This is a genomic window from Microbacterium invictum, assembly GCF_014197265.1.
Lineage (GTDB): Bacteria > Actinomycetota > Actinomycetes > Actinomycetales > Microbacteriaceae > Microbacterium > Microbacterium invictum.
Window position 1 is genome coordinate 1,581,702 of sequence record NZ_JACIFH010000001.1, and the last position, 25,578, is coordinate 1,607,279.

Below are 25,578 nucleotides of genomic sequence, written 5' to 3' on the forward strand. Positions count from 1 at the left end.
GGCGTCAGACCACCACGCCGGCGCGGTACCCGACGCCGCGCACCGTCGTGACGATCTTGGGATTGTCGGGATCGACTTCGACCTTGGCGCGCAGCCGCTGCACGTGCACGTTGACCAGTCGGGTGTCGGCCTTGTAGTGGTAGCCCCAGACCTGTTCGAGCAGCATCTCCCGGGAGAAGACCTGCTGCGGCTTGGATGCCAGGGCGACGAGCAGCTCGAACTCGAGCGGCGTGAGGGCGATGATGTCGTCGCCGCGGCGCACCTCGTGCGCGGCCACGTCGACGCTCAGGTCGCCGATGCGCAGGGTCTCGCCGGCCGGTGAACTGGCCGGCCGCAGCCGGGTGCGGATGCGGGCGACGAGTTCCTTGGGGTTGAACGGCTTGACGATGTAGTCGTCGGCGCCCGATTCGAGACCGCGCACGACGTCGGCGGTGTCGGTGCGGGCGGTGAGCATGATGATCGGCACACCCGACTCGGCGCGGATTCGGGTGCAGATCTCGATGCCGTCCATGCCCGGCAGCATGAGGTCGAGCAGGATGAGCTCGGGCCGCTCGTCCTTCCAGACCTCGAGCGCCTTGGCGCCGTCGGAGCAGAACACCGTCTCGAACCCCTCGGTGCGCAAGACGATGCCGATCATCTCAGCCAGAGCGGTGTCGTCGTCGACCACCAGGATGCGCGAGGCCATAGATCCAATTCGTCCTTCGGATACGGCGGATGCCGGCGCGCCACACGAGCGCCGTTCCCACAGTATCCGACATGAGCGCCGGACGAGCCGAGTCCCTGTGGAGGTTCGCTTCCCCGCCGGCAGGGTGTGGAACGATAGGAGCAGCCACGCCGAGTCTGCGAGGAGGGCACCGTGACGGCCTACCCGACGTGGACGCCCGCGCCCAGGCCCGGAATCATCCCGCTGCGCCCGCTGGGATTCGGGACGATCCTCGGCCGCTCCTTCACCGCGCTGCGTCAGAACCCGCGCGTGCTGCTCGGATTCGCGCTGGTCGTTCAGACGGTCGCGACTCTGGTCGTGACGGCTGCGATCGTCGGGGCGAGCGTGTTCGCGCTGTCGCGGCTGGCGACACTCGATCCGCGCAGCGATGAATTCGACACCGTCATGGCCGGTTCCATCGCGCTGATCGGCGTGGTCTCCATCGTGCTGAGCCTGGCCGCCGGCGCACTCGGGGTCATCGTGCAGGGTGTCGTGGTCTCCGAGGTCTCCCACGCGGTCGTGGCCGAGAAGCTGACGCTGGGCCGGGTGTGGCGGCGGGTCAAGCCCGTCGCCTGGCGGCTGGTGGGCTACACCCTGCTGGTGACCCTGGCGATCGCCGTCGTCGCCGGCGTCCTGGTCGGACTGCTCCTGCTGCTGGCGCAGGCGCTGCTGCCCCTCGTGATCGTGCTCAGCGTGCTGCTGCTGATCGCTGCGATCCCACTGTGGCTGTGGCTGACCGTCAAACTACTGCTGGTGCCGGCCACGATCGTCATGGAGCACGCCACCATCCGCGGCGCGATCGTCCGATCGTGGGTGCTCACGCGCGGCCGGTTCTGGTCGAGCCTGGGCATCGTCGTGATCGTGTCGCTGAGTTTCAGCTTCCTCGCGCAGATGGTCAGCCTGCCGTTCTCGCTCGTGTCGGTCGCGGTGACCAGTGTGCTCTCCCCCACGGGCGACCCCGACATCCAGTCGCTGATCGCGCTGATCGTCGGGTCGCTGGCCACGCAGGTCGTCGTGCTGCTGATCCAGGCGATGGCTCTCGTCGTCCAGGCGACGGCGACGGCGCTCATCTACATCGACTGCCGGATGCGGCACGAAGGGCTGGATCTCGATCTGCTCGCCTACGTCGATCAGCGGGATGCCGGTGCCGAAGGCCTCCCCGATCCCTATCGGGCGCACATCGGCCGCCGGATCGCGCCGCGCGGCGGTTTTCCGCCTGCCGGGTATCGGCCCCCCGGCCACCCGGCGCCGGGCGCCTTTCCCGGGCAGTCGTACCCGGCCCCGCCGGTCCCGTACCCGGGCGGGATCCAGCCGACACCCGGCGCGGCGCAGCCCCCGCCTGGATTCCCCACGCCTGGGCAGCAGCCCGTCGACGCCACGCTTGCTCCTTCGCCGACCCGGTGGACTCCGCCCGGCGGCCAGCCCGGGCCGTCGTGATCGCGGTCGCGCTCCCGCTCACCCCGGACGGCGATCAGGCCCGCGAATGGGCGCAGGACGAACTGGCCCAAGAGATCTACCGGGTGACAGAACCCACCCCCTTCGACAGATTCGCGCGGGCCGTGGGCGAGTTCGTCATGGACCTGTTCTCGGGTGAACTGCCTCCCGCATTCGGCCCCTGGCTGGCGTCGATCGTGGTGCTCGTCGTCGTGGCGATCATCGTCGTCGCCGTCCTCATCTGGGGTCGTCCGCGTTCGATCACCCGGTCGCGCGCCTCGGCGCACCTGTTCGGCCACGAGGAGGGACGGTCGGCGGCCGAGCTCCGGCGCGACGCCGACGCGGCGGCGTCGACCGGCGACTGGGACGAAGCGATCGTGCTCCGCTTCCGGGCGCTCGCACGGGACCTCGAGGAGCGCACCCTGCTCGACCCTGCTCCGGGAACGACCGTGCACGGGTTCGCGCACGCCGCCGCCGAGCTGTTCCCCGATGCGGGACCGGCCCTCCACCGGGCCGCCGACGCGTTCGACGATGTCCGCTACCTGCGACGCCACGGCTCCGCGGCGATCTACCGCGACCTCGTCGAACTCGACACCCGCCTCACCCGGGCGACGGCCGAGGCGGTCTCGGCATGACCGTCCTGACGAGCGCACCCGTCCGCCGTCGCGCGGCCGGCGGATGGGTCGTCGTCGGCGTGGTCCTGCTGGTGGTCGCCGCGGCGGTCGCAGTGATCTCCAGCATCGCGCAGCTGCCCGCCCAGGGTCTGCTCGACCCCGAGAGCGTGGGCCCCGACGGCAGCCGCGCGGTGGTGCAGATCCTGCAGGATCGGGGGGTCGAAGTCGAGAGCGCCCACAGCCTCGATGTGGCCGTCGCCGCGATAGGAGCCGACTCGACCCTCGTGCTCACCGATGCGACGGTGCTCTCGGACGAGGCGCTCGTGTCGCTGACAGGCCTGGCGGCAGACGTGATCCTCGTCGATCCGCGCGCCCGCGACATGCGCGTGCTGTTCGACGGCGCCGCACCGGCGGGCATCGGCGACGGCCGGGTCGATCCGGGCTGCAACCTGCCGGACGCGCAGCGTGCCGGTGCGATCTCGCCCGGTGCGACCTTCACCGCACCGGCCGGCGCGATCGCCTGCTATCCCTCCGGCGGCGGTCACGGACTGCTGGTGGATGACACGGCATCCGGACGCATCTCCGCCGTCGACGGCACGGTGCTGTTCACGAACCAGCACCTCGCCGACGACGGCAACGCCTCCCTCGCGCTCAATTTGATGGGCCGCCACGGCCACCTGGTCTGGTACGTGCCGAATGCGCTCGACGATGCGAGCGACGAGTTCGCGACGGTCGGCGAGCTCACCCCGGACTGGGTGACCCCCGCGATCGTCCTGCTGATCGTCGCCGCCCTCGCCGCCGCGGTCTGGAAGGGACGCCGTTTCGGTCCGCTCGTCGCCGAGACCCTGCCCGTGACGGTCCGCGCCGACGAGACCACCGCCGGCCGTGCACGGCTCTACGCGCGCTCGGGGGACCCCTCCCACGCCGCCGATGCGCTGCGGATCGCCGCGCTGCGACGACTCGCGCGCCGCCTGAGCCTGGGGCCGGCGGCATCCGTTCGCGAGACAGTGGATGCCGTCGCCGCACGTCTGAGCACCGATCCGCGAACCGTGGCCGACATCCTCATCGGCCGCGTCCCGCAGACCGACCGCGACCTCGTCGACCTCGCCGACCAACTGCGCGACCTCGAACTCGCCGTCTCCCCGACAGCCGTCCCGAAAGGACCCCGCCCGTGAGCCCTGACACACCCGAGAGCACCTCCAGTGCCGTGAACGCCGGCACCGCCGTGTCACCCGGGAGCCCCGCCGACAGCGACCTGCGCGATGCGATGAACCGTGTCCGGCTCGAGGTCGGCAAAGCCGTGGTGGGGCAGGACGGCGCGGTCACCGGGCTGCTGATCGCCCTGCTCGCACGCGGCCACGTGCTTCTGGAAGGCGTGCCCGGGGTCGCCAAGACGCTGCTGGTGCGGGCGTTCAGCCGGGCGATCGGGCTCGACACGACTCGCATCCAGTTCACTCCCGACCTCATGCCCGGCGATGTCACCGGGTCACTGGTCTACGACGCGCGCGCCGGTGAGTTCGAGTTCCGCCGCGGTCCGGTCTTCACGAATGTGCTGCTGGCCGATGAGATCAACCGCACGCCGCCCAAGACGCAGGCGGCGCTGCTCGAAGCGATGGAAGAGCGACAGGTCTCCGCCGACGGCGTGTCGCGACCGCTCCCGGATCCGTTCCTGGTGGCGGCGACCCAGAACCCCGTCGAGCACGAGGGCACCTACTCGCTCCCCGAGGCGCAGCTCGACCGGTTCCTGCTGAAGCTCGTCGTCGACGTGCCCGAGCGCGATGCCGAGGTCGCGGTGCTGCGCCGCCACGCCGACGGCTTCACGCCGCGGGATCTGGATGCGGCGGGACTCCACGCCGTGGTCGACGCCGCCCAGATCCACGCGGCCCAGCGGGCGGTTGCGGCCGTGACGGTCTCGGACGACGTGCTCGGCTATGTCGTCGACCTCGCCCGCGCGACGCGGCAGTCGCCCTCGGTGCAGCTGGGCGCGAGCCCTCGTGCCTCGACCGCGCTGCTGGCCGCGGCGAAGGCCTGGGCGTGGCTGGGCGGCTACCCGGCGATCACTCCCGACCACGTGCAGACGATGCTGGTGCCCACGTGGCGGCACCGCCTGCGCCTGCGACCGGAGGCCGAGCTCGAAGCGGTCTCGGTCGACGCGATCCTCTCGTCGGTGCGGCAGCAGACCCGCGTGCCCATCTGATGTACGTCACCGGCCGGCTCCCGCTCGCCCTGGGCCTGGGGGTGATCCCCGTCCTCGCACTGTCGGCGACGGGTCTCTCGGCGTGGGCGGTCGTCGGCGTCTGGGTGCTGCTGTGCGCGCTCGCGACGGGGTTCGACGTGCTGCGGGCCGCCGACCCGCGTCGGGTGAGCGCCGAGCGCCGCATTCCCGCCCGCGCGCTGCGCGGTCAGCCGGTGGAGTCGACCCTGCTGCTGCGCAACACCGGCATCCATCGCCTGCGCGGGAGCATCCGCGACGCGTGGCAGCCGACCGCGGGCGCACCCGCCGAGCGGCCGCGCATCGACCTGCCGCCGGGCGAGCGCCGGGCGGTGCCGATCGGCCTGCATCCCCGGCGGCGCGGGGAGCTGCGCAGTGCGTTCGTGGTCGTGCGCTCGGACGGGCCGCTCGGCCTCGCCGGCCGGCAGGCCCGGCTCGACGCCCCCGGCGCGGTGCGCGTGCTGCCGCCGTTCACCGCCCGCCGGCACCTGCCGTCGCGGCTCGCGCGGCTGCGCGAGCTGGACGGCAACACGAGCGTGCAGGTGCGCGGCCAGGGCACCGAGTTCGACAGCCTGCGAGAGTATGTGCGCGGCGATGACGTCCGCTCGATCGACTGGCGCGCCACGGCGCGATCGACGACCACGATGCTCCGGACGTGGCGTCCCGAACGCGACCGGCACGTCGTCATCGTCATCGACACCGGGCGCACGGCGGCGACGCGGGTCGGCGACGGCGTGCGGATGGATGCCGCGATGGAGGCGGCCCTGCTGCTGGCGGCGCTCGCGGCGCGCGCCGGCGACCATGTGCACCTCGTCATGGTCGACCGGGTGCTGCGTGCGCGGGTGACCCGCGTCGACGGCACTGCCCTGCTGCCGGCGCTGGTCGACGCGATGGCACCGGTCGAGCCGCAGCTGATCGACACCGACTGGGATGCCGTGACCGCGCAGGTGCGCGCACTGACCACGCGGCCGTCGCTGGTGGTGCTGCTCACCGCGCAGGATGCGCCCGAGGCCGCTCGCGGCTTCCTCGGCTCGCTGCCCGCGCTGACCGCCCGCAGCCGGGTCGTGGTCGGGAGCGTGACCACCGCCGAGACGCACCGTCCCGCGCCGCGCGACGCCGCCGAAGTCTACGAACTCGCCGCGGCCGAGCGCGCCGAGGGCGAGGCTGCGGTCGTCGCCGCCGCGGTTGCCCGGGCAGGGGCGGATGCCGTGATCGCCGGCCCTGAGGACCTCCCGCCGCGCATCGCGGACCGTTATCTCGCACTGAAGGCGGCCGGACAGCTGTAGTTCTTCCGTGCGTCCTCCCGCATTTCGGACCAGATCGGGGGCAGAATCAGCCCGACAGCTCCGCGTACGCGAAAGGACGCTCCATGAGCAATGATCCGATTCCTGACCGGCCCGCAGTACCCACCCCCGTGGCGCACACACCCCCGCCCGGCCCGTCGACGGGGGTCAAGCTCGCCGCCGAGGCCATGGGCACCTTCGTGCTCGTCTTCGGCGCTCTCAGCACCGCCCTGTTCGCCTCCGACTTCGGCACCGGCGCGAACGGCAGCTCGCTGGGCGTCGGCTTCCTCGGTGTCGCACTCGCCTTCGGCCTGACCGTCCTGGTCGGCGTGTACGCGTGGGGTCCGATCTCGGGTGGCCACTTCAACCCTGCCGTCACGCTGGGCCTGGCCGCCGCCGGCCGGTTCGCGTGGAAGGACACGATCGGCTACATCATCGCGCAGATCGTGGGCGGCGCCGTCGGGACCACCCTGATCGTGCTGATCGGCATGTTCGGCCCGACCGGCTGGCTGTCGTCCGCACAGGACTCCGGCTTCGCGAGCAACGGCTTCGACGAGCACTCCCCCGGCGGGTTCGGCCTGGGCGCGGCGATCACGGCCGAGATCCTGTTCACCGCGATCTTCGTGCTCGTGATCCTGGGCGTCACGCACAAGACCCGCGGCACGGCGAACGCGGGAATCGCCATCGGTCTGACGCTCACGTTGATCCACCTGGCATCCATCCCCATCGACAACACGTCGGTGAACCCGGCGCGCTCGATCGCGGCGGCCATCTACGGCGGTGTCGACGCCCTCGGGCAGCTGTGGGTGTTCATCGTGTTCCCGATCGTCGGCGCGCTGCTGGCCGGGTTCCTGCAGAAGGCGCTCTTCGACAGCCGCGCCGCCGCCTGACCTCGCACGACGGAAGATGGCCCTGCTCCCCCCAGAGGGAGCAGGGCCATCGGCTTGCGTACCGGGTCAGCGGTGCAGGTCGAACCGGTCGAGTTCGGTCACCTTGCCCCACGCTGCCGCGAAGTCGCGCACGAACTTCTCGGTGGCGTCGTCCGAGGCGTACACCTCGGCGAGGGCGCGCAGCTCGGAGTTCGAGCCGAACAGCAGGTCGACGCGGGTGCCGCGGCCGACGACCTCGCCCGAGCCCTCCTTGCGGCCTTCGAACGCGTGCGAGCCCGGGTCGAGCGGCTTCCACGTCGTACCGAGGTCGAGCAGGTTCACGAAATAGTCGTTCGTGAGCACACCGGGGCGCTCCGTGAACACGCCGTAGGACGAGCCGTCCCAGTTGGCGCCGAGCACGCGGAGACCGCCGACGAGGACCGTCATCTCGGGCGCCGAGAGCGTCAGGAGGTTGGCCTTGTCGATGAGGTGGTACTCCGCAGGCATCTCGGCGAGCACGCCCTGGTAGTTGCGGAAGCCGTCGGCGACCGGCTCCAGGTACTGGAACGAGTCGGTGTCGGTCTGCTCCTGCGACGCGTCGGTGCGACCCGCGTGGAACGGCACCTCGACCTCGACCCCGGCATCCTGCGCAGCCTTCTCGACGGCCGCGTTGCCGGCCAGGACGATGAGGTCGGCGAGGGAGACCTTCTTGCCGCCGGCCTGGTCCGTGTTGAAGGAGAGTTGGATGTCGCCGAGCGCGGAGAGGACCTTCTGCAGCTGGGCGGGGTTGTTGGCCTCCCAGTCCTTCTGGGGTGCCAGGCGGATGCGGGCGCCGTTGACGCCACCCCGCTTGTCGCTGCCGCGGAACGACGACGCCGCGGCCCAGGTCGTGCCCACGAGCTCGCCGATCGTGAGGCCGGAGTCGAGGATCCGCTGCTTGAGGGCGGCGGCATCGGCCGCGTCGATCAGCTCGTGGTCCACGGCGGGAACCGGGTCCTGCCAGATGAGCTCCTCCTGCGGCACCTCGGGACCGAGATAGCGCTCGATGGGTCCCATGTCGCGGTGGGTCAGCTTGAACCAGGCGCGGGCGAACGCGTCGGCGAACTCCTGCGGGTTGTCGCGGAACCGGCTCGAGATCTTGTCGTACTCCGGGTCGAAGCGCAGCGAGAGGTCGGTGGTGAGCATGCGGGGCTCGCGCCGTCCATCCGAGTGGGCGAGCGGGACCATGTCGGCACCCGCGCCGTTCTTCGGACGCCACTGGTGCGCACCGGCGGGGCTCTGCATGAGCTCCCATTCGTACGCGTAGAGGATGTGGAAGAACTCGTTGTCCCAGCGGGTGGGGTGGTACGTCCAGGTGACCTCGATGCCCGAGGTGATCTGGTCGTCGCCCTTGCCGGTGCCGTGGTTGTTCTTCCAGCCGAGGCCCTGCATCTCGATGCCGGCGGCTTCGGGGTTGTCCTCGAGGTTCGTGTCGGGCGCGGCGCCGTGGGTCTTGCCGAACGTGTGGCCCCCGGCGATGAGCGCGACGGTCTCTTCGTCGTTCATCGCCATGCGGGCGAACGTCTCACGGATGTCGTGGGCGGCCGCGATGGGGTCGGGCACGCCTTCGGGGCCCTCGGGGTTGACGTAGATGAGGCCCATCGTGGTGGCTGCCAGCGGCTTCTCGAGGCTGCGGTCGCCGCCGCTCGAGTAGCGCCGGTCGGTACCCATCCAGGTGGTCTCCGAGCCCCAGTACACGTCGTCGTCCGGCTCCCAGACGTCGGGTCGTCCGCCGGCGTACCCGAAGGTGTCGAAGCCCATCGTCTCGAGTGCCACGTTGCCGGCGAGCACCATCAGGTCGCCCCACGACAGGTTGCGGCCGTACTTCTTCTTGACGGGCCAGAGCACACGGCGCGCCTTGTCGAGGCCGACGTTGTCGGGCCAGCTGTTCAGCGGCGCGAAACGCTGCTGACCGGTGCCCGCACCGCCCCGGCCGTCGGTGACACGGTATGTGCCGGCGGCGTGCCACGCCATGCGGATGATGAGGGGGCCGTAGTTGCCGAAGTCGGCCGGCCACCAGTCCTGCGACGTGGTGAGGGTCTCGGCGATGTCGGCCTTGACTGTGGCGAGGTCGAGCGCCTCGAACGCTGCCCGGTAGTCGAAGTCCTCGCCCAGCGGGTTGCCCACGGCCGGGTTCTTCTTCAGGATGCGCAGGTTCAGCTGGTTCGGCCACCAGACGTCGCTCGCGCGACCCGCAGTCGGGTGCGGCAGGCTGTGGACGACGGGGCAGGTCGCGGCCTCTTCGACGCGGGCCTCGTCCGCGTCCGAGACGGTGACGGACTGGTCGATGTCCGTGACGTCCTCTCCGATGCCGGCGGTCGTCGGGTCATGCTCGGTCATGGCGTTCCTTTCGGGGTGGTGGGGTCAGGCAGCCTCGGCCGCGCACGACGGGCACAGGCCCCAGTACGTGACCTCGGCAGTCGAGATGGCATAGCCGTGAGTGGTCGCGGGGGTCAGGCACGGTGCGTGCCCGACGGCGCAGTCGATGTCCTCGACGGCGCCGCACCCGGTGCAGATCAGGTGATGGTGGTTGTCGTCGACGCGCAGCTCGAACCGCATCGGCTGGCCGGCGGGTTCGATCCGGCGGACCAGGCCCGCGGCCGTGAAGTCGCTGAGCGCGTTGTAGACCGACTGGCGGCTCGTGCGCGGCAGCTTCTGCTCGATGTCGGCGAAGACCGCATCGGCACTGGCGTGCGGGCGTGCGGCGAGCGACTCGAACACGGCGGTGCGCGACTCGGTGACACGCAGTCCAGCGCCGCGCAGCACGTCGGCTGCCGCCGGGTGTGTCGCGGGGAGGGAGGGTGTCATCACGGCATCCATTCTACCTCTTTGTTTTGATCAAATCAAAACAAGTGGATGCCGGTGCCGCAGCACTTCGCCGGCGGCGTCAGCCCGCGACCAGACGCGCCGTGCCGGCCTCATACTCGGTGAGATCGCCCGTCTCGCCGCGGCGCGCGGCGCGGCCGCCGACGACGACCATGTAGACGATGAACGCGGCGAGCGCCGCCGTGCCGATGCCGATCTTGATGGGCCACGGCCAGGGTGCGGCGGTCACGAAGCCCTCGATGAGACCGGCGACCGCCAGAACGAAGACGAGGCCGATCGCGATCGTGGCCAGAGACCGGCCGGCGGCGGCGAGCGCAGCGCCGCGGGTGCGCGGGCCCGGCGCCACCCACGCCCAGAAGATGTGGAGTCCGGCCGCCGCGGCCACGAAGATGCAGGTCAACTCGAGCTGACCGTGCGGGGCGATGTAGAGGAAGAAGACGTCGCCGCGGCCGTGTGCGAACAGGACCGCCGCCGCGGTGCCGACCGAGACCGCGTTCTGCATGACGACCATGACCGGCCAGATGCCGGTGATGCCGAACAGCACGCACTGTGCGGCGATCCAGGCGTTGTTCGTCCAGACCGTGCCCGCGAACACGGCTGCCGGGTTCTCGCTGTAGTAGCCGGTGAACTGGTTGTCGGCATAGTCGGCGAGGCCCGCCTCGTCGCCGAGCGCGGCCAGCACCGCGGGATCGCGGACGATCCACGTCGCCACGAGCGTGCCGATCACGACGAACGCGAGGGCGATCGCGAGGGTCGTCCAGCGCACCCGGTACAGCGCCGCGGGCAGCTGCAGCACGAAGAAGCGCGGCACCTGGCGCAGCACGTTCTCGGGCGCGCCGGTCAGCCGCAGCCGCGCCCGTGCGAGCAGGGTCGAGAGGTGGTCGCCGACCTGGCTGCGGCCCGCAGAGGTCTTGATCTCGGCGAGATCTGCGGATGCCGCACGGTAGCGCACCACGAGTTCATCGACCTCGGGGCCGGTGGGTCTCCGCAGCCTGCCGAGCTCGTCGAGCCGGGCCCATTCGTCCTGCCGCGCCGCCGTGAGCGCGTCGAGGTCCATGCGCTTTACTGTACTCATGTCCGCCGCCGGTACTGCCTTGCAGATCCACCAGGATGAGGTGCTCACGGGCGAGGCCGTCGCCCTCGACGTGCAGCCGGTCGGCTACTTCCTCAGCGCCTTGGGCGCATTGATCGACATGGTCTCCGGGCTCCTGCTGCTGACCGCGTTCTGGCTCGCGGTGGGATGGGTCACCGGCTTCGATCTGCTGGCCCTGTCGCCCGCGCTCACGATCGCGTCGCTGGTCGTGGTGATCGTGGTGCTGCCGACCGCGATCGAGACGCTGAGCCGCGGCCGCAGCCTCGGGCGGCTGGTCGTGGGCTCGCGCATCGTGCGGGCCGACGGCGGCGCGGCGGGGTTCCGGCACGCGTTCATCCGCGCTCTGACCGGAGTGCTGGAGCTGTGGTTCACGCTCGGCGCGGTCGCGGGCGTCGTCGGAGCGTTCACGCCGCGCTCGCAGCGCCTGGGCGATCTGCTGGCCGGCACCTACGCCGAGCGCACACGTGCGCCGCGGCTGCCGGCGCCGGTCGGCGCCGTGCCGGTGGCGCTGGCGGAGTGGGCCGTGGTGGCGGACGTGGCACGCCTGCCCGACCGCGTCGCACGGCGTGCCGCGCAGTTCGTTCGCGGCGCCGATGACCTGGACCCGGGGTCGCGCGTGCGCATCGCGGCCGAGATCGCCGCCGACGTGCGGCCCTACGTCGCGCCCGTGCCGGCCGCGGACCCCGAGACCTTCCTCCGCGCCGTCGTCGCCGTGCGCCGCGACCGCGAATACGCGTCGATCACGCTGGAGAACGAGCGGGCCGCGCGGCTGACTGCCGGTGTCGATGCCGCGCCGCGCGGCTTCCCGCAGCGCTGAGCGCCGCCGGCCTCGCGCACACCCGACCCAAGTCCACCTGACGCGCGCACCCCGGCATCCACCCCCAGCTGTGCTGTCAGATCGTGGTCGCCTCTGGCTGCCTCGTCCCCTGCGCTACCGGATCGTGGTCGCTCCTGGCCGCCTCACGACCACCGACCCCGCCACACGTGACCCCACTCCTCCCGGCACGAGCACCTCCGCACCCCGCACCACCAGATCGTGGTCGCTCCTGGCCGCCTCACGACCACCGACCCCGCCACACGCGACTCCACTCCTCCCGGCACGAGCACCTCCGCACCCCGCGCCACCCGCACCACCAAATCGTGGTCGCTCCTGGCCGCCTCACGCCCAGCGACCCCACCACACGTGACTCCAAGTCGGCTCGACGCCTCCTCCACAATGGCGGAGTCGGCTCTTCTGTCCACGGCTTGCGCCCCTGAGCCCCCTCGGGGCCCGCGACAGCCGACAGTGAATGGATGCCGGTTCCTCCTCGTCCCCTGCCCGATCAACTCGGCGACGCGTTCAGCTGCGGTGCCGCACGTGAGGCAGGCGCGACGCGAGGTCGGCTTCGCGCGATGGATCTCTCGGCTCCTTTTCGGGGCGTGCGGCAGCGCAGTTCGGCGCAGTCTGAGCCCATCGACGAGAACGAGCCACTCGCGCGCGACCGCGTGGCGTACGCGCGCGTGCGGCGTCTGGCCGAAGCGTACGCAACGATCATGCATCCGGATGCATTCTTCGTCGGGTTGACGGCGGTCGCTCTGCTCGAACTGCCGCTGCCCTGGAGGTTCGATGCCCACTCACCGTTGTCGGTTGCGGTGCCGCCTCCACATCGCGCGCCGCGAGGATCCGGCATCCGGGGCCATCGATTCTCACAGCGGCAGATGGCCGCGCGCACGTGCGATGGCCTTCGCGTTGCTGTGCCCGCAGACCTGTGGGCTTCGCTCGCCGGCACGCTCACCGAACGGGAACTCATCATCCTCGGCGACGCGATCGTCCGCATTCCGCGCGATCGCGACGGCGCTCCACAACCCGAGCAGCAGCTGGCAACGATCCCCGAGCTCGAGGCAGCCGCGCGTCGCCCGGGACGAAGGCGCCGAGTCGAGCTCCTGCGTGCATGCTCGCGGGTGCGCATGGGGAGCATGTCGGCGCTCGAGACGGATTGCAGACTCACGATGGAGGACGCCGGCCTGCCCGAACCTGAGCTCGACGTCGAGATCTTGGACGCCCGTGGACGACTGATCGGCATCTCTGACGCGATCTACCGTCGCTGGGGAGTCGTCGTGGAGGTTGAGGGAAGGCACCACAGTACGAGCGACGCTCAGTGGAGTCGCGATCTCGACAAGTACGCCGCATACGCGGCGGTCGGTTTGGAGCTCGTGCGCCTCGCGTCGAAGCACATCCGCGGGCCGAGGCCGCGCGGACCCGAGATCGTGCGTGCGGTGCTGCAGCGACGCGGCTGGCGTCCTGAGGCCTCGTCCGCGCAGTAGTCGCTCGATCGCGGACAGGTCCGCCAACTCCGGGCCCCCGGCCCGCGTGCGCCGCGTGTCGGCGGCGCTGCCGCACCGAGCGGCCCAGGACCACAATCATGGTCGCCTCTGGCCGCCTCGGCCGGTAGACCCGGCCGCACGCGAACCCAAGTCCGCTGGCTCGCGCGATCTGGCGCGGTCGTGCGTGGCCCGAAGTCACTCTGGGTGCCGGGGCTCCGGCCTCCACTCAGACGTGGGGACGCTCGTGACCTCTTTGAGTTCACGGAAGCAGCGACACGCGACCCGATTCGAGCGAACGGGACCGCGCCGAGAAACTGTGGTCACGACTGGCCGCCTCAGCCGACGGGACACGGCAACACGCGACCCCGATTCGGGCGAACGGGACCACGCCGCAGAAACTGTGGTCACTACTGGCCGCCTAAGCCGACGCGACACGGCAACACGCGACCCCGATTCGGGCAACCGGGACCACGCCGCAGAAACTGTGGTCACTACTGGCCGCCTCAGCCGACGGGACACGGCAACACGCGACCCCGACTCGGGCGAACGGGACCGCGCCGCAGAAACTGTGGTCACTACTGGCCGCCTCAGCCGACGCGAGACGGCAACACGCGACCCCGATTCGGGCGAACGGGACCACGCCGCAGAAACTGTGGTCACTACTGGCCGCATCAACCAACGGGACACGGCAACACGCGATCCCGATTTCCCGCCGAGAACACCAGCCACGCTCAGACACCCAGCCACGCCCCGGGACCACGCCCCCGGGGCGCCGGCTCAGTACCGGTAGTGATCGAGCTTGTAGGGGCCCTCCACAGGCACCCCGATGTACGCGGCCTGCTCGGCGGTCAGCTCGGTCAACTCGACGCCGAGTGAGGCCAGGTGCAGCCGCGCGACCTTCTCGTCGAGGACCTTGGGCAGCGTGTAGACCCCGACCGGGTACTGGTCGATGCGCTGCCACAGCTCGAGCTGGGCGAGCACCTGGTTGGTGAACGACGCGCTCATCACGAACGACGGGTGACCGGTCGCATTGCCGAGGTTCAGCAGGCGGCCCTCGCTGAGCACCAGCACGCTGCGCCCGTTCGGCAGCCGCCACTCGTGCACCTGCGGCTTGATCTCGACCTTCTCCACACCCGGCAGTGCTTCGAGGCCGGCGAGGTCGATCTCGTCGTCGAAGTGCCCGACGTTGCCGACGATCGCGAGGTGCTTGAGGGCGAGCAGGTTCTCGGGCGTCACGACGCGGGTGTTGCCGGTTCCGGTGATGAGGATGTCGACGTGGCCTGCCACCGACTCGAGCCTGGCGACCTGGTAGCCGTCCATCGCGGCCTGCAGGGCGCAGATGGGGTCGATCTCGCCGACGATGACGCGGGCACCCTGGCCGCGCAGCGCCTCGGCGGCGCCCTTGCCCACGTCGCCGTACCCGACGATGTAGGCGACCTTGCCGCCCATCAGCACATCGGTGGCGCGGTTGATGCCGTCGGGCAGCGAGTGGCGGATTCCGTACTTGTTGTCGAACTTCGACTTCGTCACCGAGTCGTTGACGTTGATGCCCGGGAAGAGAAGGCCACCGGCGGCGTGCAGCTCGTAGAGGCGGTGCACGCCGGTAGTGGTCTCCTCGGTGACACCGAGGATTCCGGATGCCATGCGTGTGAACCGCTGGGGGTCGCGGGCGAGCGAGGCGCGCAGTGTGTCGAGGATGACACGGTACTCGGCCACGTCGCCGTCCGTGGCGTCGGGAACGGCCCCGGCTTTCTCGAACTCGACGCCCTTGTGCACGAGCAGGGTGGCGTCGCCGCCGTCGTCCAGGATGAGGTTCGGGCCGTCGAAGCCTTCGGCCGACCAGTCGAAGATGCGGTCGGCGAAGGCCCAGTACTCCTCCAGCGTCTCGCCCTTGTGAGCGAACACCGGCACGCCGGCCGGGGCGTCAACGGTGCCGGTGGGCCCGACGGCGATCGCCGCGGCCGCCTCATCCTGCGTGGAGAAGATGTTGCAGCTTGCCCATCGCACCTGGGCGCCGAGGGCGACGAGGGTCTCGATCAGCACGGCGGTCTGCACGGTCATGTGCAGCGAGCCGGCGATGCGCGCTCCTGCGAGGGGCTGCGAGGGCCCGAACTCCTCGCGGAGCGCCATGAGACCGGGCATCTCGTTCTCGGCGAGGCGGATCTGGTGGCGGCCGGCCTCGGCGAGCGCGAGGTCGGCGACGGCGAAATCGGCAATGGTGGCAGCGGTGGGCATTGGGCCATTCTCCCACGCGCGCCGAACCGCGTGGTGCGGGCGTGGCCCTAGACCCGGAGGGTCTCGTGCCGGACGACGACCCATCCCTTGGGCACCGACATCCGGTCGGTGTGGATGGCGCACAGGTCATGCGCGTGCGGGTCGTCACCACCGCCGAGCGGGCCGACAGCAGCCATCTGGTCGCCGTAATCGTATGTGAGCGTCGTCACGGCTTCGCGGGCGCAGCCCACCTTGGAACACAGTCTCTCGCGCATCGCCCTGACGCTATCGGGCACACCGACTCATCGAATGGATGCCGCGCCGCAGCCACCGGCATCCACTCTCCGATCCGGGGTGGCGCGCCTAGGATGGACGCATGATGAGGCGGCGTTCACGCACGGCTCCGGAGCGCGGCCGTCCGGCCCGTCACGGCAGGCACGGGCGCGAGGGCCGCAGCCCGGTGATCCGGCCGCCGCTGCCGCCCCTGGAGAGCCGGATGGATCGGTTCGACCTCGCCGTGGCGACATCCGCCGACTTCCTGCGCAGCGCGTGGGAAGAGCTGCGGGAAGTGCGCTTCGAGGTGGGCGCGATGCCCCCGGCATCCGACGATGAGGGGATCCCCCGCTGGACGGTGCTGACCGACCAGAAGCGGATCATCCTGTACCGCCTGCCGATCGAGCGGCTCAGTCACCTGCACCGCAATGACGACCTGCACCGCCGGATGATGATCGAGAGCTGCGTCTTCCGCGCGGCCGCCGAGTACCTCGGTCGCGATCCGTGGGATCTCGGCCCCGAGCGCTTCCGCTACTTCTGAGACGCATCACTGCACCGCGCCCTCGGCGCGCAGGATCTCGGCCGGTTCGGATGCCGCATGCGCGGCCCACACCGACGCCCCGAGTTCGGACCGCGCGGGAGAATCCGCGATGTCACCGCCGGGTGGGGTTCACCCGCTTCCGCAGTGTCGCCGAGACCCCGTTCAATCGGGTACTCGAAGTGCGCCCCTGATCCGGTGCGTCGGGCCGCCACCCCGCCCCTGACCCCGCCTGCTCAGCCGGCGAGTGCCGCCTCGACCGCGGCCCGCAGGCGGGCGGCGTTGGTCTCCTGGATCTCGAACACCGCGCCGTCTACGACGAGGATCGGGACGCCCTGCACGACCTGCTCGGTGCCCTCGATCGTCGAGCCGAGCCAGTGGTCGTTCGACGCGGTGACCCATCCGCTGAAGCGCTGCGACGTGACGGCGTCGGAGATGTCGCCCGTGACGCCCGCCTGCGCGGCGAGCGCGAGGATCTCCTCGTCGGTCGGTGCTCCGGCATCCGACACCTGATTCTGCTGGAGAAGCGCGTACAGCGCCGGGACCGCGTCGGTGTGGCCGGCATCGGCTGCCGCGGCGAGCGCGTTGGCGGCCCGCGTCGACCAGTCGGTGTCGTCGCCGCGCTTCGCGCTCACGAAGTTCAGCGGGTGGATCGTCAGCGTGATGTCGCCGCTGTCGACCCAGGCCGCCAGCAGCTCGCCGGTGTCGGCCTCGAGCAGGGCGCAGTACGGGCACGACAGGTCGGTCCACAGCGCCACCTCGACCGGCCCGGTGCCGGCCGCGATGCCGAAGCCCTCGACGTTCGCGGGAGCCGCCGAGCCCGGCGTGGAGATCTCGGGGGTGGATGCCGGAGCGTCAGCCGCGGCCGTGCAGCCGCTGAGGGCGAGTGCACCGGCGATGACAGCCGATGCGAGGAGGGTGGCGGGCTTCGGTGTGATGCGCATGGGGATCCTTTGTGGTCTGACCACGTTCAATGTAGCGTTGTCACCTGCATGCGCGCCCGGAGCAAGGCCGTGTCAATACAGTGGGAGTGCCAGGTCAGGAGGCCGCCGTGTCACCACGCATCGTCGTCGTCACCGGCGCCGGGATCTCCGCCGAGTCGGGCCTGGCGACGTTCCGTGACGCGGATGGGCTGTGGAACGAGCATCGCGTGGAGGATGTCGCCTCACCGGAGGGCTTCGAGCGCGATCCGGACCTCGTGCACGCGTTCTACGACCGGCGCCGCCGCGAAGCGGCATCCGCCCGCCCAAACGCCGCTCACATCGCCCTCGCCGAGCTCGAGCGGCAGCTGCCGGCCACCGACGGTCGCGACGGCGTCGTGATCGTGACGCAGAACGTGGATGACCTGCATGAGCGCGCGGGCTCGCGCCACGTGATCCACATGCACGGCGAGCTGGCCTCGGCACTGTGCGCCGCGTGCGACCAGCGGCACGAGTGGCATGAGGGCCTCGCCGGCCGGCCGCCGTGTCCGGCATGCGGCGTGCGTGCGCTGCGCCCCGACGTGGTGTGGTTCGGCGAGCCCATCTACCGGTTCGAAGAGATCGAACTCGCGGTCAGCACGTGCGAGTCACTGGTGGTGATCGGCACGTCGGGCACCGTCTGGCCCGCGGCGGGCCTGGCCCGACTCGCGCGCGAGCGCGGTGCGCGCACGATGCTCGTGAATCTGGATGCCTACGACGACCACGCCGACTTCGACGAGGTCCGGCTCGGACATGCCACCGTGGCGGTCCCGCAGCTGGTGCGCGAGCTGCTCGATGCCGATGCCGCGGGGCCCCTCGCGACGTAAACTGACCCCATGCACCGGCTGTTCACGATGAGCTTCGCCACGATCTACCCCCTCTACGTCCAGAAGGTGGAGAGGAAAGGGCACACGCGGGAGGAGCTGAACGAGGTCCTCGAGTGGCTGACCGGCTTCGACGAGGCCGCGCTGGAGCGTCACATCGCCGCGGGAACGACGGTGCAGGAACTCTTCGAAGACGCGCAGCTGAACCCGAACGCGTCCCTGATCACCGGTGTGATCTGCGGCATCCGCGTCGAGGAGATCGAGGATCCGCTGATGCAGAAGATCCGCTACATGGACAAGCTCGTCGACGAACTCGCCCGCGGCAAGAAGATGACCTCGATCCTGCGCGCTGCCTGATCCCCGCACGCCTCACCGGCACGGCGCGCCCGGCTCGGTACGCTCACAGCGTGGCACTGAGTCAGACCCGGCGTGCACGCCTGTCGCGCAAGCGCGCGCGACGCGTGGCGGCGGCCGACAACGACCTGACGCCCGACGAGTGGGAGTCGCTGGTCGAGGCGTGGGGCGCGTGCGCCTACTGCGGTGCGGCCGAGGGGCCGTTCCAGAAGGACTGCGTGCAGCCGATCTCGCGCGGCGGGCGCTACACGTTCGAGAACGTGGTGCCCGTCTGCCGCTCGTGCAATGCGAGCAAGAGCAATGACGAAGTCACTTCGTGGCTGCGGCGCAAGCGGCTGGACGAGCGCGCATTCCTGTTGCGGCATGTGGAGATCCTCGCCGCGTGGCGGGCGTGATCCGGATGCCGGAACACGAACCTCCCGACCCGTTCGGCCACATCGCGTCGACGATGGATCGTCTGCGCGGCGCCGGCGTCGAGACCCGTGTCCTGCGCATCGCCCGGCCCCGCCCCGCCATGGCGTTCGGCCGACGCGACGAGCGGATGCCGGGATTCGCCCGTGCCGCCGCGGCCGCCCTCCAGGCGGGGTTCACCCCGGCGGTGCGCCCGGTCGGCGGCACCTTCGCGCCGATGCATGAGGGCAGTCTGGTGGTCGACGAGTTCGGCTGGTCGGACCGTGTCGAATGGCCGAACGAGCGGTTCGACCGTCACGCCGCGCTGCTGGCAGAGGTGTTCCTCTCGTACGGCATCGACGCCCGCGTGGGCGAGGTCACCGGCGAGTACTGCCCCGGCGCGCACAGCGTCAATCGGGCCGGTGTGGTCAAGCTGAGCGGCACCGCTCAGCGCGTGGCGCGTGGTGCCTGGGTCGTCAGTTCCGTCGTCCAGGTCGGCCCGGTCGATGCACTGCTCGAAGCCACGAGACAGGTGGCGGCCGAACTGGGCAGACCGGTCGACATCCACACCATCGGGTCGCTGTCCGACACCGTGCCCGGCATCGACATCCGCGATGTCGCCGATCGCATCGCGCAGCGCTTCGCCGAGGACGGCGTCGAGGACGTCTCGCTTCTGCTGTGACCCTGCAGGGCCGCAGGTCGTGCGGCACCGCTACTGGACGAAGACCTCGACGGCCGCCGCCGCGGCATCCGCAGGGCTCACCGCGTACCCGGCAAGACGATCGCTGTCGCTGTACGTCACACTCGCGCGCACCCTGTCACCGCCGGGCACCAGCTGATAGACCGCGCCCGAACGCAATGCGTAGCGCGCTGACCCGCCGGGCCGGACAGTCAGGTTGATCGTCTCTCCCTCGCCCGCACCGAGCACGACCTGCGCGACGATCTCTTCCTCCGCGTCGTTGGTCACGGTCAGCACCGGGGAGGGACCGCGGGCGACCGTGAACAGGCTCGACACGCCGACGATCTCGACGGACGGATACCAGGCGAAGTCGTCGCCTTCCCCGTATCCCGTGGTCTCCCACAGCGCTGCCGTGACCGGCGTCGCTGCGGTGATTCGCGCGGTGTAGCTACCGGTATCGAGCCCGTCGAGATCGAGTTCGAGCGGCACCGCGGCCGTCAGCGGCACCGAGCGCGTATCGACCACGCCGCCGCCCACACGGCTGATCTCGACGGTGGCCTCGGTGTCTTCGGCCGGCGCGAGCATCCGCAGCAGGGTGGTGGTGTCCGACGCCCCGGCATCCCCCGGCTCACGCACCACGGTGAAGGCGGGAATCACCTGTTCCGGGGACGGCGCCGCGGCGGGGCCGACCTGGTCGAGGCCGGTCGGGATCAGCGTGCGGGTGATGGATGTCTGCAGCGACGCCTGCACGGGCGCCTCCGCGGCGGTCACGCGCACCGTGGGGCTGCCTTCCCCGAGAGCGATGGATGCCATGGGGATCACCCGCTGGGTGCCTGCGGGCACCAGGATGTCGCGTCCGGCGGCCGGCGTCTGCACGCCCAGCGCGCCGTACACGGTGAGTTCGACGCGCGCGGCGACCTGGCCGGGGTTGGCGAGGAGGATCAGGTCGCTCGCACCGGTCAGCCCGCTGCCGCCGACGAGCCACGACTCCATGAGGGGCGGCGTGCAGGCCGATGCGGCGAAGCCGGTGAGGTCGTCATCGGTCACCTGGGCCGACCCGGCGGCGGCGAGGTCGGTGCGCGTCCGTCCGTCCGGCTCGGCGCGGAAGGTCCCGTTCCCCTGCCCGTCGATGACATCGGGCGCGGCGAGCCGGCTCTCGGCGGCGTCGGGCTTGCCGTCGCCGGTCGTGACGATGAGCCGCTGATCGGCCGCATCGGTGAGCCCGGCCGCGTCTTCGGCATCCCGCCCCAGCGCCAGGATGGGACCGGCGCACGCGAGCACCGACTCTTCGGGCGCCGGCACCGCCGTCACCGACAGCGGGTCGCGGACCGCGGTCGGCCACGGCGCCACGACGGCCAGTGCCGTCCCCGCCACGAACACGCCGGCAATCACGACTCCGGCGATCAGGCCCATGCTCCGCTTCAACCGGCTCACAGTGCGGCCCTCTCTCCGGGCGTGAGGCCGACGACCCGCGGCTTCCGGCGCGCCGCCCGGCGCGTGGCGCCGGTGGGCAGCGCCAGCAGCAGGGAGATGACGACCACGCCGATCTGGAACGCCGCGATGCGCGTGGCGATGGCCGACTCGTCGGCGGTGGGCGTGCGCACCCCCACGTCCTGTGCGACACGCCAGAGGTTGCCCTTGTCGGTGTCTCCCACCGCGTCGAGCCCCTCGCGCTGGTCGAGCGCCGTCTGGGCGGTCAGCCGCAGGTTGCGGGCGACGTCGGTGTCGTCGGCAGGCGGCGCGAGGATCACGAATCCGATGTGCTGGTCGGCCAGCCGCGCCACCACGTCGGTCGCCGAATCGGTCACGAGGTCCGCGGTCAGCCGGGCCACGGCGACGTCTGCCCGAGTGCGCTCGGTGCGCGCGGACTGCAGAGTGGTCTGGCCCCCGAGGGTCGCGCTGCCGCCCCAGACGACACTGGTGGCGATCGTCCCGTCGGGCTGCGGGGCGAGGACGATCGTCGCGCTGCCGGCACGTCCTTCGGCCGCGACGTACGCGGGCAGGGTGCTGGTGGGCCCGTTCGTCAGTGCGCTCGCGTCGCGCGCGGTGGTGGTGAGCGCGGGCACGGCAACGACGCCGAGTGCGACCACGACGACCAGTCCGCCGATCAGGCGCGCGGGACGGATGCCGGGACTCAGGGCCGGCAGCAGATCGAGCGAGAGCACGGCGGCACCCAGCAGGCCGGCCCACGCCAGGCTCAGCCCAGCCCCGGGCCACAGGGGCACGGCATCGACACCCGCGGCCGACAGGACGACGCTGACCGAGATGTATGCGGTGACCAGGCCGGTCGCAGCCGTGAACAGCAGCGACACCGCCGCGATCGGTCGGGGCGTGAGCGGGGCGAGCACGGCGACGATGAGGAGGGGGGCGACAAGCAGCGGCACCCACCACACCGGCGCGCCGTCGTCGAGGAAGGCCGCCCAGCCGCCCGGGTCGACGGTCGGGAAGCCGGCGGTGAGCAGCAGGCGCCGGGCGGCGTCGGCGGTGTCGGCCGCAGTGCCCCACGGCACTCCCGGGTCGGCGAACAGGCTCCAGACGTCGCCGGCGCGCAGCCGGTGCACGACGAGCGGGGCGAACACCACCGCGGTGGGGACCACGAGCCACACGATGCGGGTGATGCCACGCCCGGCGCGCAGCGCTGCGGTCAGGACGACCATCAGCACCCACAGCAGCGCGAGCGCGGGTGCGAGCGACGGGGCGCTGGCCACGACGCCGACGAGCAGCAGCGAGGCGACTCCCGCGCCCGACCACGAGCGATGCGCGACGACTCCGGCGGCGAACAGCCACGGCAGCAGCAGATGCACCAGTACACCGGTGGGGCGCCCGGTGACCAGCGCGGCGAGGAAGGTCGGCGCGAGCGCCCACGCGATGCCGGCGAGGACGCGCAGCCCCGCACGCTCGGTGATGCGCGTCGCGGCCACCCAGCCGCCGAGGGCCGCCAGCGGCAGCGCGAGCAGCCACAGCACGACGATCGCGCGCGAGGGCTCGGCCGGCCAGAGCGAGCCGATCACGGCGACGAGAGCACTGAATGGATCGGCCGGCCCCACGGTCTCCCAGCCCAGCGGACGGGCGCCGTACGCGGCATCCATCCACAGCTGCACGACCGTCGATCGCAGCGGCGCGAGCGCTCCGCCCCCGAGGGCGGGCCACGCCAGCAGGGCGGGGAACACGGCGACCGAGGCCACGAGCGCGGCGAGCACGAGCCAGGCACCGCCGCCGGTGAAGAAGTGCAGGTCGCGGCGGGCGTGGTCGCCGCCTTCTTCATCGAGGCGCTGCCGCAGTTCGCGCCCCGTGACCCGCAGCGGTGCGATCCGGCTCCAGCCGGCCTGGCGGGAACGACGGATGCCGGCGCGCGCTCGGGTGACCGATCCGAACTGCAGCATCGCGACGACGGTGGCCGCCCACTCCGGGGCGATGAGTGCCGGCTGTTTGCCCAGCAGGTGCCCGATCGTGCGCGCGAGAGCGAGCGGCAGCAGCGACAACCAGTGCAGGACGACCGTCGCCGCCGGTGCGTACACGAGGCGCCGGTGGAGCTGAGCGGTGCGCTCGGAGTACTCGCGACGGACCTGGTGGACGAAGTCATCACCCCGCACGGGGCCGGCGACGCCGTCTCCTGCGACGGCGATCCGCGCGGCCGGCGCCAGAGTGACGCGGCCGCCGGCGAGGCGGGCACGCACGCCCAGGTCGAGCCCCTCATCAGCTCCCGCGAGGCCGGGGTCGATGCCGCCCAGCGTGCGCCATGCGTCGGCGCGCACCAGCAGTCCGCGCACGTCGGCACCGAGCACGTCTTCGGCGGCGTCGTACTGGCCCTGGTCGAGTTCGCCGTCGACGAGGCCGACCGTGCGCCCGCCGCGGGCCATCGAGACACCGAGCGACACGATGCGGCCCACGTCGTCCCAGCGCACGAGCTTCGGGGCTGCCACCGCGACCGACGGTGCCTTCTCGAGCGCGCCGGCTAGTCGCATGAGCGTGTCGGGCTGTGGCGCGGTGTCCTGGGCCAGCAGCCACACCGCGTCGCCCTTGAGCCGGTGGCCGGCGAGCTTCAGCGCCTGCGCGTACGAGGTGCCGTGGGAGGTGGTGATGACCCCTTCCGCGTCCGAGGCAGCGGCGATCTCGCGCAGCGTGGCGTCGGCCCCGCACAGCACGATCGTGAGCGCGTCGACCGGTCGGGACTGCGCGGCGAGCGCGCTCAACGTCCTGGTCAGGTGAAGATCGGCCGGGATGCGCCCATCGGGACGCACGACCAGCAGCGCGTGAACTCGGGCGGGCATGTCCCGGACAGCCTAGATCGGGCAGGCGAACGCGCGCGGACTCGCGCGCGCGATTCGCTCAATCGGTCAGCCGGCGCGACGCTTGAGCTTGCGACGCTCGCGCTCGCTCAGACCGCCCCAGATACCGAAGCGCTCGTCGTTCTGCAGCGCGTACTCGAGGCATTCGCCCCGGACATCGCACGATGTGCAGATGCGCTTGGCATCGCGGGTGGAGCCGCCCTTCTCAGGGAAGAACGCCTCCGGGTCGGTCTGTGAACACAACGCATCGGACTGCCATGCGAGCGCGGTGTCGTCGTCTTCGACGGCACGTCGTACGCCGGGCACTCCGAGATTGACCGGGTCGACGAACCAATTTTCGGGAACGCCGGAGCGGTAACCCGTCATGTCGCTCTCCCCCCTGTATACCCACGCGAAGCCGCGTGTAGGGATAATTACACTCTTGTCATTCGCCGCGGTCAAGTCGCAGATGCTAAAGCCTCAACCGCTGATTGAAGCTTCACGACGCGCCGACGGCGTGTCTCGCCTCGGCAACGATCACGCCACGCCGGGCTGTGCGATATAGACCTCACCGGAGCCGGCGACCTGCAGTGCGGTCTCATCGGGGGTGAGGAACACGGCCTGACCGGGACTGAGGGTGCGGCTGGCCGCGCCGGCGGAGACCTCGACGCGGCCTCCGGTCACCAGCGCGATCGTCGGGCCCGCCACGGCGACGGTGTGCGGCTCACCGGCCCGGGGCGCGATGCGCGTGAGCCGGAAGTCCGGGATGCCGACGTCGAACACCGCGATCCCGTCCACCTGCTGCGGCCGTACGAGCGGCGGTGCGGCCGCGGTCGTGTCGACGATGCGCAGCAGCTCGGCGACATCCACATGCTTGGGTGTCAGTCCCCCGCGCAGCACGTTGTCGCTCGCCGCCATGAGCTCCACGCCCAGTCCGTCCTGGTAGGCGTGCAGCACGCCCGCGGGCGCGAACACCGCCTCACCGCGCCGCAGCTGCACGAGGTTCATGAGAAGGGCCACCACGACGCCCGGGTCCCCCGGGAAGTCTGCCGCGATGCGCCGCAGCACGGCGATCTCATCCGAGAACTCGGCATCGGCAGCATCCATCACCGACGAAATGATGTCGTCGACCTCGGCCTGAGCCTGGCCCGACAGCACCCAGGCCAGCGTCGCCCGCAGCGCCGCGGCGTCGTCGTCGCCGTCGCCGTCGAGATGCTGCGCCAGCGCGGTCGGTCCGGGCCCGTCGCCGAGCGCGGCGACCAGCCGCCGCGTCTGCACCAGCGGACGCAGACCCACCAGTGCGCGGAAGACATCGCTCAGCGCGACGATGATCTCGGGCTTGTGGTTGTCGTCGCGGTAGGTGCGGTCCGCGGCGCCGCGCGCGATGCCGGCAGCCTCTTCGCGGGCGAACCCGTCCACTGCCTGCGTCTTCGAGGGGTGCGCCTGAATGGAGAGGGAGGATGCCGCGGCCAGCACCTTCAGCAGGTACGGCAGCGGCTGCTCGCCGCGATCATCCAGCAGCGCGTCGAGGGTGCGACCCGAGCCGTCTTCGACCAGCGACGGGTCGCCGGGGTGATCCCCGAACCAGATCTCCGCTTCGGGGGTGCCGTCGGGTGCCCGCCCCTGGAGTGCGGGAATGAGGGTCGGCGACCCCCAGGCATAGTCACGAGGCTCGTTCGAAAGGGGGATCAGCACCCCCTCA

General features: G+C 71.2%; 24 protein-coding genes. 13 read left to right on the top strand and 11 right to left on the bottom strand.

What is annotated here, in order from left to right; genetic code table 11:
• Positions 1–4 precede the first annotated feature (4 nt).
• Positions 5–685 (bottom strand): MtrAB system response regulator MtrA, encoded by a 681-nt coding sequence (gene mtrA, locus BKA10_RS07695; protein ID WP_194385627.1) that lies wholly within the window; start codon positions 683–685, stop codon positions 5–7.
• A 171-nt stretch (positions 686–856) separates the two neighbouring features.
• Between mtrA and BKA10_RS07700 the strand changes: the two genes are divergently transcribed.
• From BKA10_RS07700 to aqpZ, 6 genes are all read left to right on the top strand, one after another.
• Positions 857–2,140: a DUF7847 domain-containing protein gene (locus BKA10_RS07700; protein ID WP_183501270.1), complete on the top strand. Its 1,284-nt coding sequence runs from the start codon at positions 857–859 to the stop codon at positions 2,138–2,140.
• Positions 2,137–2,772: a DUF4129 domain-containing protein gene (locus BKA10_RS07705; RefSeq protein ID WP_183499351.1), complete on the top strand. Its 636-nt coding sequence runs from the start codon at positions 2,137–2,139 to the stop codon at positions 2,770–2,772. Before BKA10_RS07700 ends, BKA10_RS07705 begins: the two co-directional genes overlap by 4 nt.
• The gene (locus BKA10_RS07710) at positions 2,769–3,926 is read left to right on the top strand and encodes a DUF4350 domain-containing protein (RefSeq protein WP_183499352.1); all 1,158 of its coding nucleotides are present in this window, start codon (positions 2,769–2,771) and stop codon (positions 3,924–3,926) included. Before BKA10_RS07705 ends, BKA10_RS07710 begins: the two co-directional genes overlap by 4 nt.
• A 92-nt stretch (positions 3,927–4,018) precedes the next feature.
• Complete coding sequence (locus BKA10_RS07715; protein WP_183501110.1) at positions 4,019–4,948, top strand: AAA family ATPase; 930 nt, start codon at positions 4,019–4,021, stop codon at positions 4,946–4,948.
• A complete protein-coding gene (locus tag BKA10_RS07720; protein ID WP_183499353.1) occupies positions 4,948–6,249 on the top strand; it encodes a DUF58 domain-containing protein in 1,302 nt (433 codons plus the stop codon). The genes BKA10_RS07715 and BKA10_RS07720 overlap by 1 nt, the downstream gene beginning before the upstream one ends.
• 83 nt (positions 6,250–6,332) lie before the next feature.
• Entirely contained in the window at positions 6,333–7,136 is an 804-nt protein-coding gene (gene aqpZ, locus BKA10_RS07725) for an aquaporin Z (protein WP_183499354.1), read from the top strand.
• Between the two features lie 66 nt (positions 7,137–7,202).
• On the opposite strand, the gene katG is transcribed toward aqpZ, so the two are convergent.
• From katG to BKA10_RS07740, 3 genes are all read right to left on the bottom strand, one after another.
• Positions 7,203–9,494 carry a catalase/peroxidase HPI gene (gene katG, locus BKA10_RS07730; RefSeq protein ID WP_183499355.1) on the bottom strand — a complete coding sequence of 764 codons (2,292 nt, stop codon included), beginning with the start codon at positions 9,492–9,494 and terminating at the stop codon, positions 7,203–7,205.
• A 24-nt stretch (positions 9,495–9,518) separates the two neighbouring features.
• Entirely contained in the window at positions 9,519–9,974 is a 456-nt protein-coding gene (locus BKA10_RS07735) for a transcriptional repressor (RefSeq protein WP_183499356.1), read from the bottom strand.
• Positions 9,975–10,041: 67 nt separating this feature from the next.
• Positions 10,042–11,037, bottom strand: a complete 996-nt coding sequence (locus BKA10_RS07740) for a stage II sporulation protein M (protein ID WP_183499357.1) — start codon at positions 11,035–11,037, stop codon at positions 10,042–10,044.
• 16 nt (positions 11,038–11,053) lie between these two features.
• Here BKA10_RS07740 and BKA10_RS07745 point away from each other — a divergent pair, with 16 nt between their 5' ends.
• Together BKA10_RS07745 and BKA10_RS07750 are read left to right on the top strand one after the other, a co-directional pair.
• Positions 11,054–11,890, top strand: coding sequence for an RDD family protein (locus BKA10_RS07745; protein WP_183499358.1), 837 nt, complete (start codon positions 11,054–11,056; stop codon positions 11,888–11,890).
• 575 nt (positions 11,891–12,465) lie between these two features.
• Positions 12,466–13,377: a hypothetical protein gene (locus BKA10_RS07750; protein ID WP_183499359.1), complete on the top strand. Its 912-nt coding sequence runs from the start codon at positions 12,466–12,468 to the stop codon at positions 13,375–13,377.
• Between the two features lie 777 nt (positions 13,378–14,154).
• Here the strand turns inward: BKA10_RS07750 and ahcY are convergent.
• On the bottom strand, positions 14,155–15,612 hold the full coding sequence (ahcY, locus tag BKA10_RS07755) for an adenosylhomocysteinase (protein WP_183499360.1): 1,458 nt from the start codon (positions 15,610–15,612) through the stop codon (positions 14,155–14,157).
• A gap of 47 nt (positions 15,613–15,659) precedes the next feature.
• Positions 15,660–15,866: a DUF3499 family protein gene (locus BKA10_RS07760; protein ID WP_183499361.1), complete on the bottom strand. Its 207-nt coding sequence runs from the start codon at positions 15,864–15,866 to the stop codon at positions 15,660–15,662.
• Positions 15,867–15,967: 101 nt separating this feature from the next.
• On the opposite strand from BKA10_RS07760, the gene BKA10_RS07765 reads away from it, so the two are divergent.
• Positions 15,968–16,405 (top strand): metallopeptidase family protein, encoded by a 438-nt coding sequence (locus BKA10_RS07765; protein WP_183499362.1) that lies wholly within the window; start codon positions 15,968–15,970, stop codon positions 16,403–16,405.
• 233 nt (positions 16,406–16,638) lie between these two features.
• Here the strand turns inward: BKA10_RS07765 and BKA10_RS07770 are convergent, their stop codons facing one another.
• Positions 16,639–17,346: a DsbA family protein gene (locus BKA10_RS07770; protein WP_183499363.1), complete on the bottom strand. Its 708-nt coding sequence runs from the start codon at positions 17,344–17,346 to the stop codon at positions 16,639–16,641.
• A gap of 107 nt (positions 17,347–17,453) precedes the next feature.
• On the opposite strand from BKA10_RS07770, the gene BKA10_RS07775 reads away from it, so the two are divergent.
• The 4 genes from BKA10_RS07775 to BKA10_RS07790 are packed head-to-tail and all read left to right on the top strand — an operon-like array spanning position 17,454 to position 19,611.
• Complete coding sequence (locus BKA10_RS07775; RefSeq protein WP_183499364.1) at positions 17,454–18,188, top strand: Sir2 family NAD-dependent protein deacetylase; 735 nt, start codon at positions 17,454–17,456, stop codon at positions 18,186–18,188.
• A 9-nt stretch (positions 18,189–18,197) separates the two neighbouring features.
• Positions 18,198–18,542, top strand: coding sequence for a DUF2200 domain-containing protein (locus BKA10_RS07780; protein ID WP_183499365.1), 345 nt, complete (start codon positions 18,198–18,200; stop codon positions 18,540–18,542).
• 50 nt (positions 18,543–18,592) lie between these two features.
• Positions 18,593–18,934 carry an HNH endonuclease gene (locus tag BKA10_RS07785; RefSeq protein WP_183499366.1) on the top strand — a complete coding sequence of 114 codons (342 nt, stop codon included), beginning with the start codon at positions 18,593–18,595 and terminating at the stop codon, positions 18,932–18,934.
• Positions 18,922–19,611: a lipoyl protein ligase domain-containing protein gene (locus tag BKA10_RS07790; protein ID WP_183499367.1), complete on the top strand. Its 690-nt coding sequence runs from the start codon at positions 18,922–18,924 to the stop codon at positions 19,609–19,611. Before BKA10_RS07785 ends, BKA10_RS07790 begins: the two co-directional genes overlap by 13 nt.
• Positions 19,612–19,641: 30 nt before the next feature.
• On the opposite strand, the gene BKA10_RS07795 is transcribed toward BKA10_RS07790, so the two are convergent.
• The 4 genes from BKA10_RS07795 to manA all read right to left on the bottom strand — a co-directional run bounded on the left by BKA10_RS07795 (position 19,642) and on the right by manA (position 25,571).
• The gene (locus BKA10_RS07795) at positions 19,642–21,021 is read right to left on the bottom strand and encodes a DUF5719 family protein (RefSeq protein WP_183499368.1); all 1,380 of its coding nucleotides are present in this window, start codon (positions 21,019–21,021) and stop codon (positions 19,642–19,644) included.
• Positions 21,022–21,038: 17 nt separating this feature from the next.
• The gene (locus BKA10_RS07800; protein ID WP_183499369.1) at positions 21,039–23,879 is read right to left on the bottom strand and encodes a glycosyltransferase; all 2,841 of its coding nucleotides are present in this window, start codon (positions 23,877–23,879) and stop codon (positions 21,039–21,041) included.
• A gap of 66 nt (positions 23,880–23,945) precedes the next feature.
• Entirely contained in the window at positions 23,946–24,263 is a 318-nt protein-coding gene (locus tag BKA10_RS07805) for a WhiB family transcriptional regulator (RefSeq protein ID WP_183499370.1), read from the bottom strand.
• 150 nt (positions 24,264–24,413) lie between these two features.
• Positions 24,414–25,571, bottom strand: coding sequence for a mannose-6-phosphate isomerase, class I (gene manA, locus BKA10_RS07810; RefSeq protein WP_183499371.1), 1,158 nt, complete (start codon positions 25,569–25,571; stop codon positions 24,414–24,416).
• Positions 25,572–25,578 lie beyond the last annotated feature (7 nt).

Excerpts from the sequence above, each read along its gene's own strand:
- mtrA (WP_194385627.1), bottom strand. The coding sequence starts at position 685 with ATGGCCTCGCGCATCCTGGTGGTCGACGACGACACCGCTCTGGCTGAG.
- BKA10_RS07710 (WP_183499352.1), top strand. The coding sequence starts at position 2,769 with ATGACCGTCCTGACGAGCGCACCCGTCCGCCGTCGCGCGGCCGGCGGA.
- BKA10_RS07715 (WP_183501110.1), top strand. The coding sequence starts at position 4,019 with ATGAACCGTGTCCGGCTCGAGGTCGGCAAAGCCGTGGTGGGGCAGGAC.
- BKA10_RS07720 (WP_183499353.1), top strand. The coding sequence starts at position 4,948 with ATGTACGTCACCGGCCGGCTCCCGCTCGCCCTGGGCCTGGGGGTGATC.
- aqpZ (WP_183499354.1), top strand. The coding sequence starts at position 6,333 with ATGAGCAATGATCCGATTCCTGACCGGCCCGCAGTACCCACCCCCGTG.
- katG (WP_183499355.1), bottom strand. The coding sequence starts at position 9,494 with ATGACCGAGCATGACCCGACGACCGCCGGCATCGGAGAGGACGTCACG.
- BKA10_RS07735 (WP_183499356.1), bottom strand. The coding sequence starts at position 9,974 with ATGGATGCCGTGATGACACCCTCCCTCCCCGCGACACACCCGGCGGCA.
- BKA10_RS07740 (WP_183499357.1), bottom strand. The coding sequence starts at position 11,037 with ATGGACCTCGACGCGCTCACGGCGGCGCGGCAGGACGAATGGGCCCGG.
- BKA10_RS07745 (WP_183499358.1), top strand. The coding sequence starts at position 11,054 with ATGTCCGCCGCCGGTACTGCCTTGCAGATCCACCAGGATGAGGTGCTC.
- BKA10_RS07750 (WP_183499359.1), top strand. The coding sequence starts at position 12,466 with ATGGATCTCTCGGCTCCTTTTCGGGGCGTGCGGCAGCGCAGTTCGGCG.
- ahcY (WP_183499360.1), bottom strand. The coding sequence starts at position 15,612 with ATGCCCACCGCTGCCACCATTGCCGATTTCGCCGTCGCCGACCTCGCG.
- BKA10_RS07760 (WP_183499361.1), bottom strand. The coding sequence starts at position 15,866 with ATGCGCGAGAGACTGTGTTCCAAGGTGGGCTGCGCCCGCGAAGCCGTG.
- BKA10_RS07765 (WP_183499362.1), top strand. The coding sequence starts at position 15,968 with ATGATGAGGCGGCGTTCACGCACGGCTCCGGAGCGCGGCCGTCCGGCC.
- BKA10_RS07770 (WP_183499363.1), bottom strand. The coding sequence starts at position 17,346 with ATGCGCATCACACCGAAGCCCGCCACCCTCCTCGCATCGGCTGTCATC.
- BKA10_RS07780 (WP_183499365.1), top strand. The coding sequence starts at position 18,198 with ATGCACCGGCTGTTCACGATGAGCTTCGCCACGATCTACCCCCTCTAC.
- BKA10_RS07795 (WP_183499368.1), bottom strand. The coding sequence starts at position 21,021 with ATGGGCCTGATCGCCGGAGTCGTGATTGCCGGCGTGTTCGTGGCGGGG.
- BKA10_RS07800 (WP_183499369.1), bottom strand. The coding sequence starts at position 23,879 with ATGCCCGCCCGAGTTCACGCGCTGCTGGTCGTGCGTCCCGATGGGCGC.
- BKA10_RS07805 (WP_183499370.1), bottom strand. The coding sequence starts at position 24,263 with ATGACGGGTTACCGCTCCGGCGTTCCCGAAAATTGGTTCGTCGACCCG.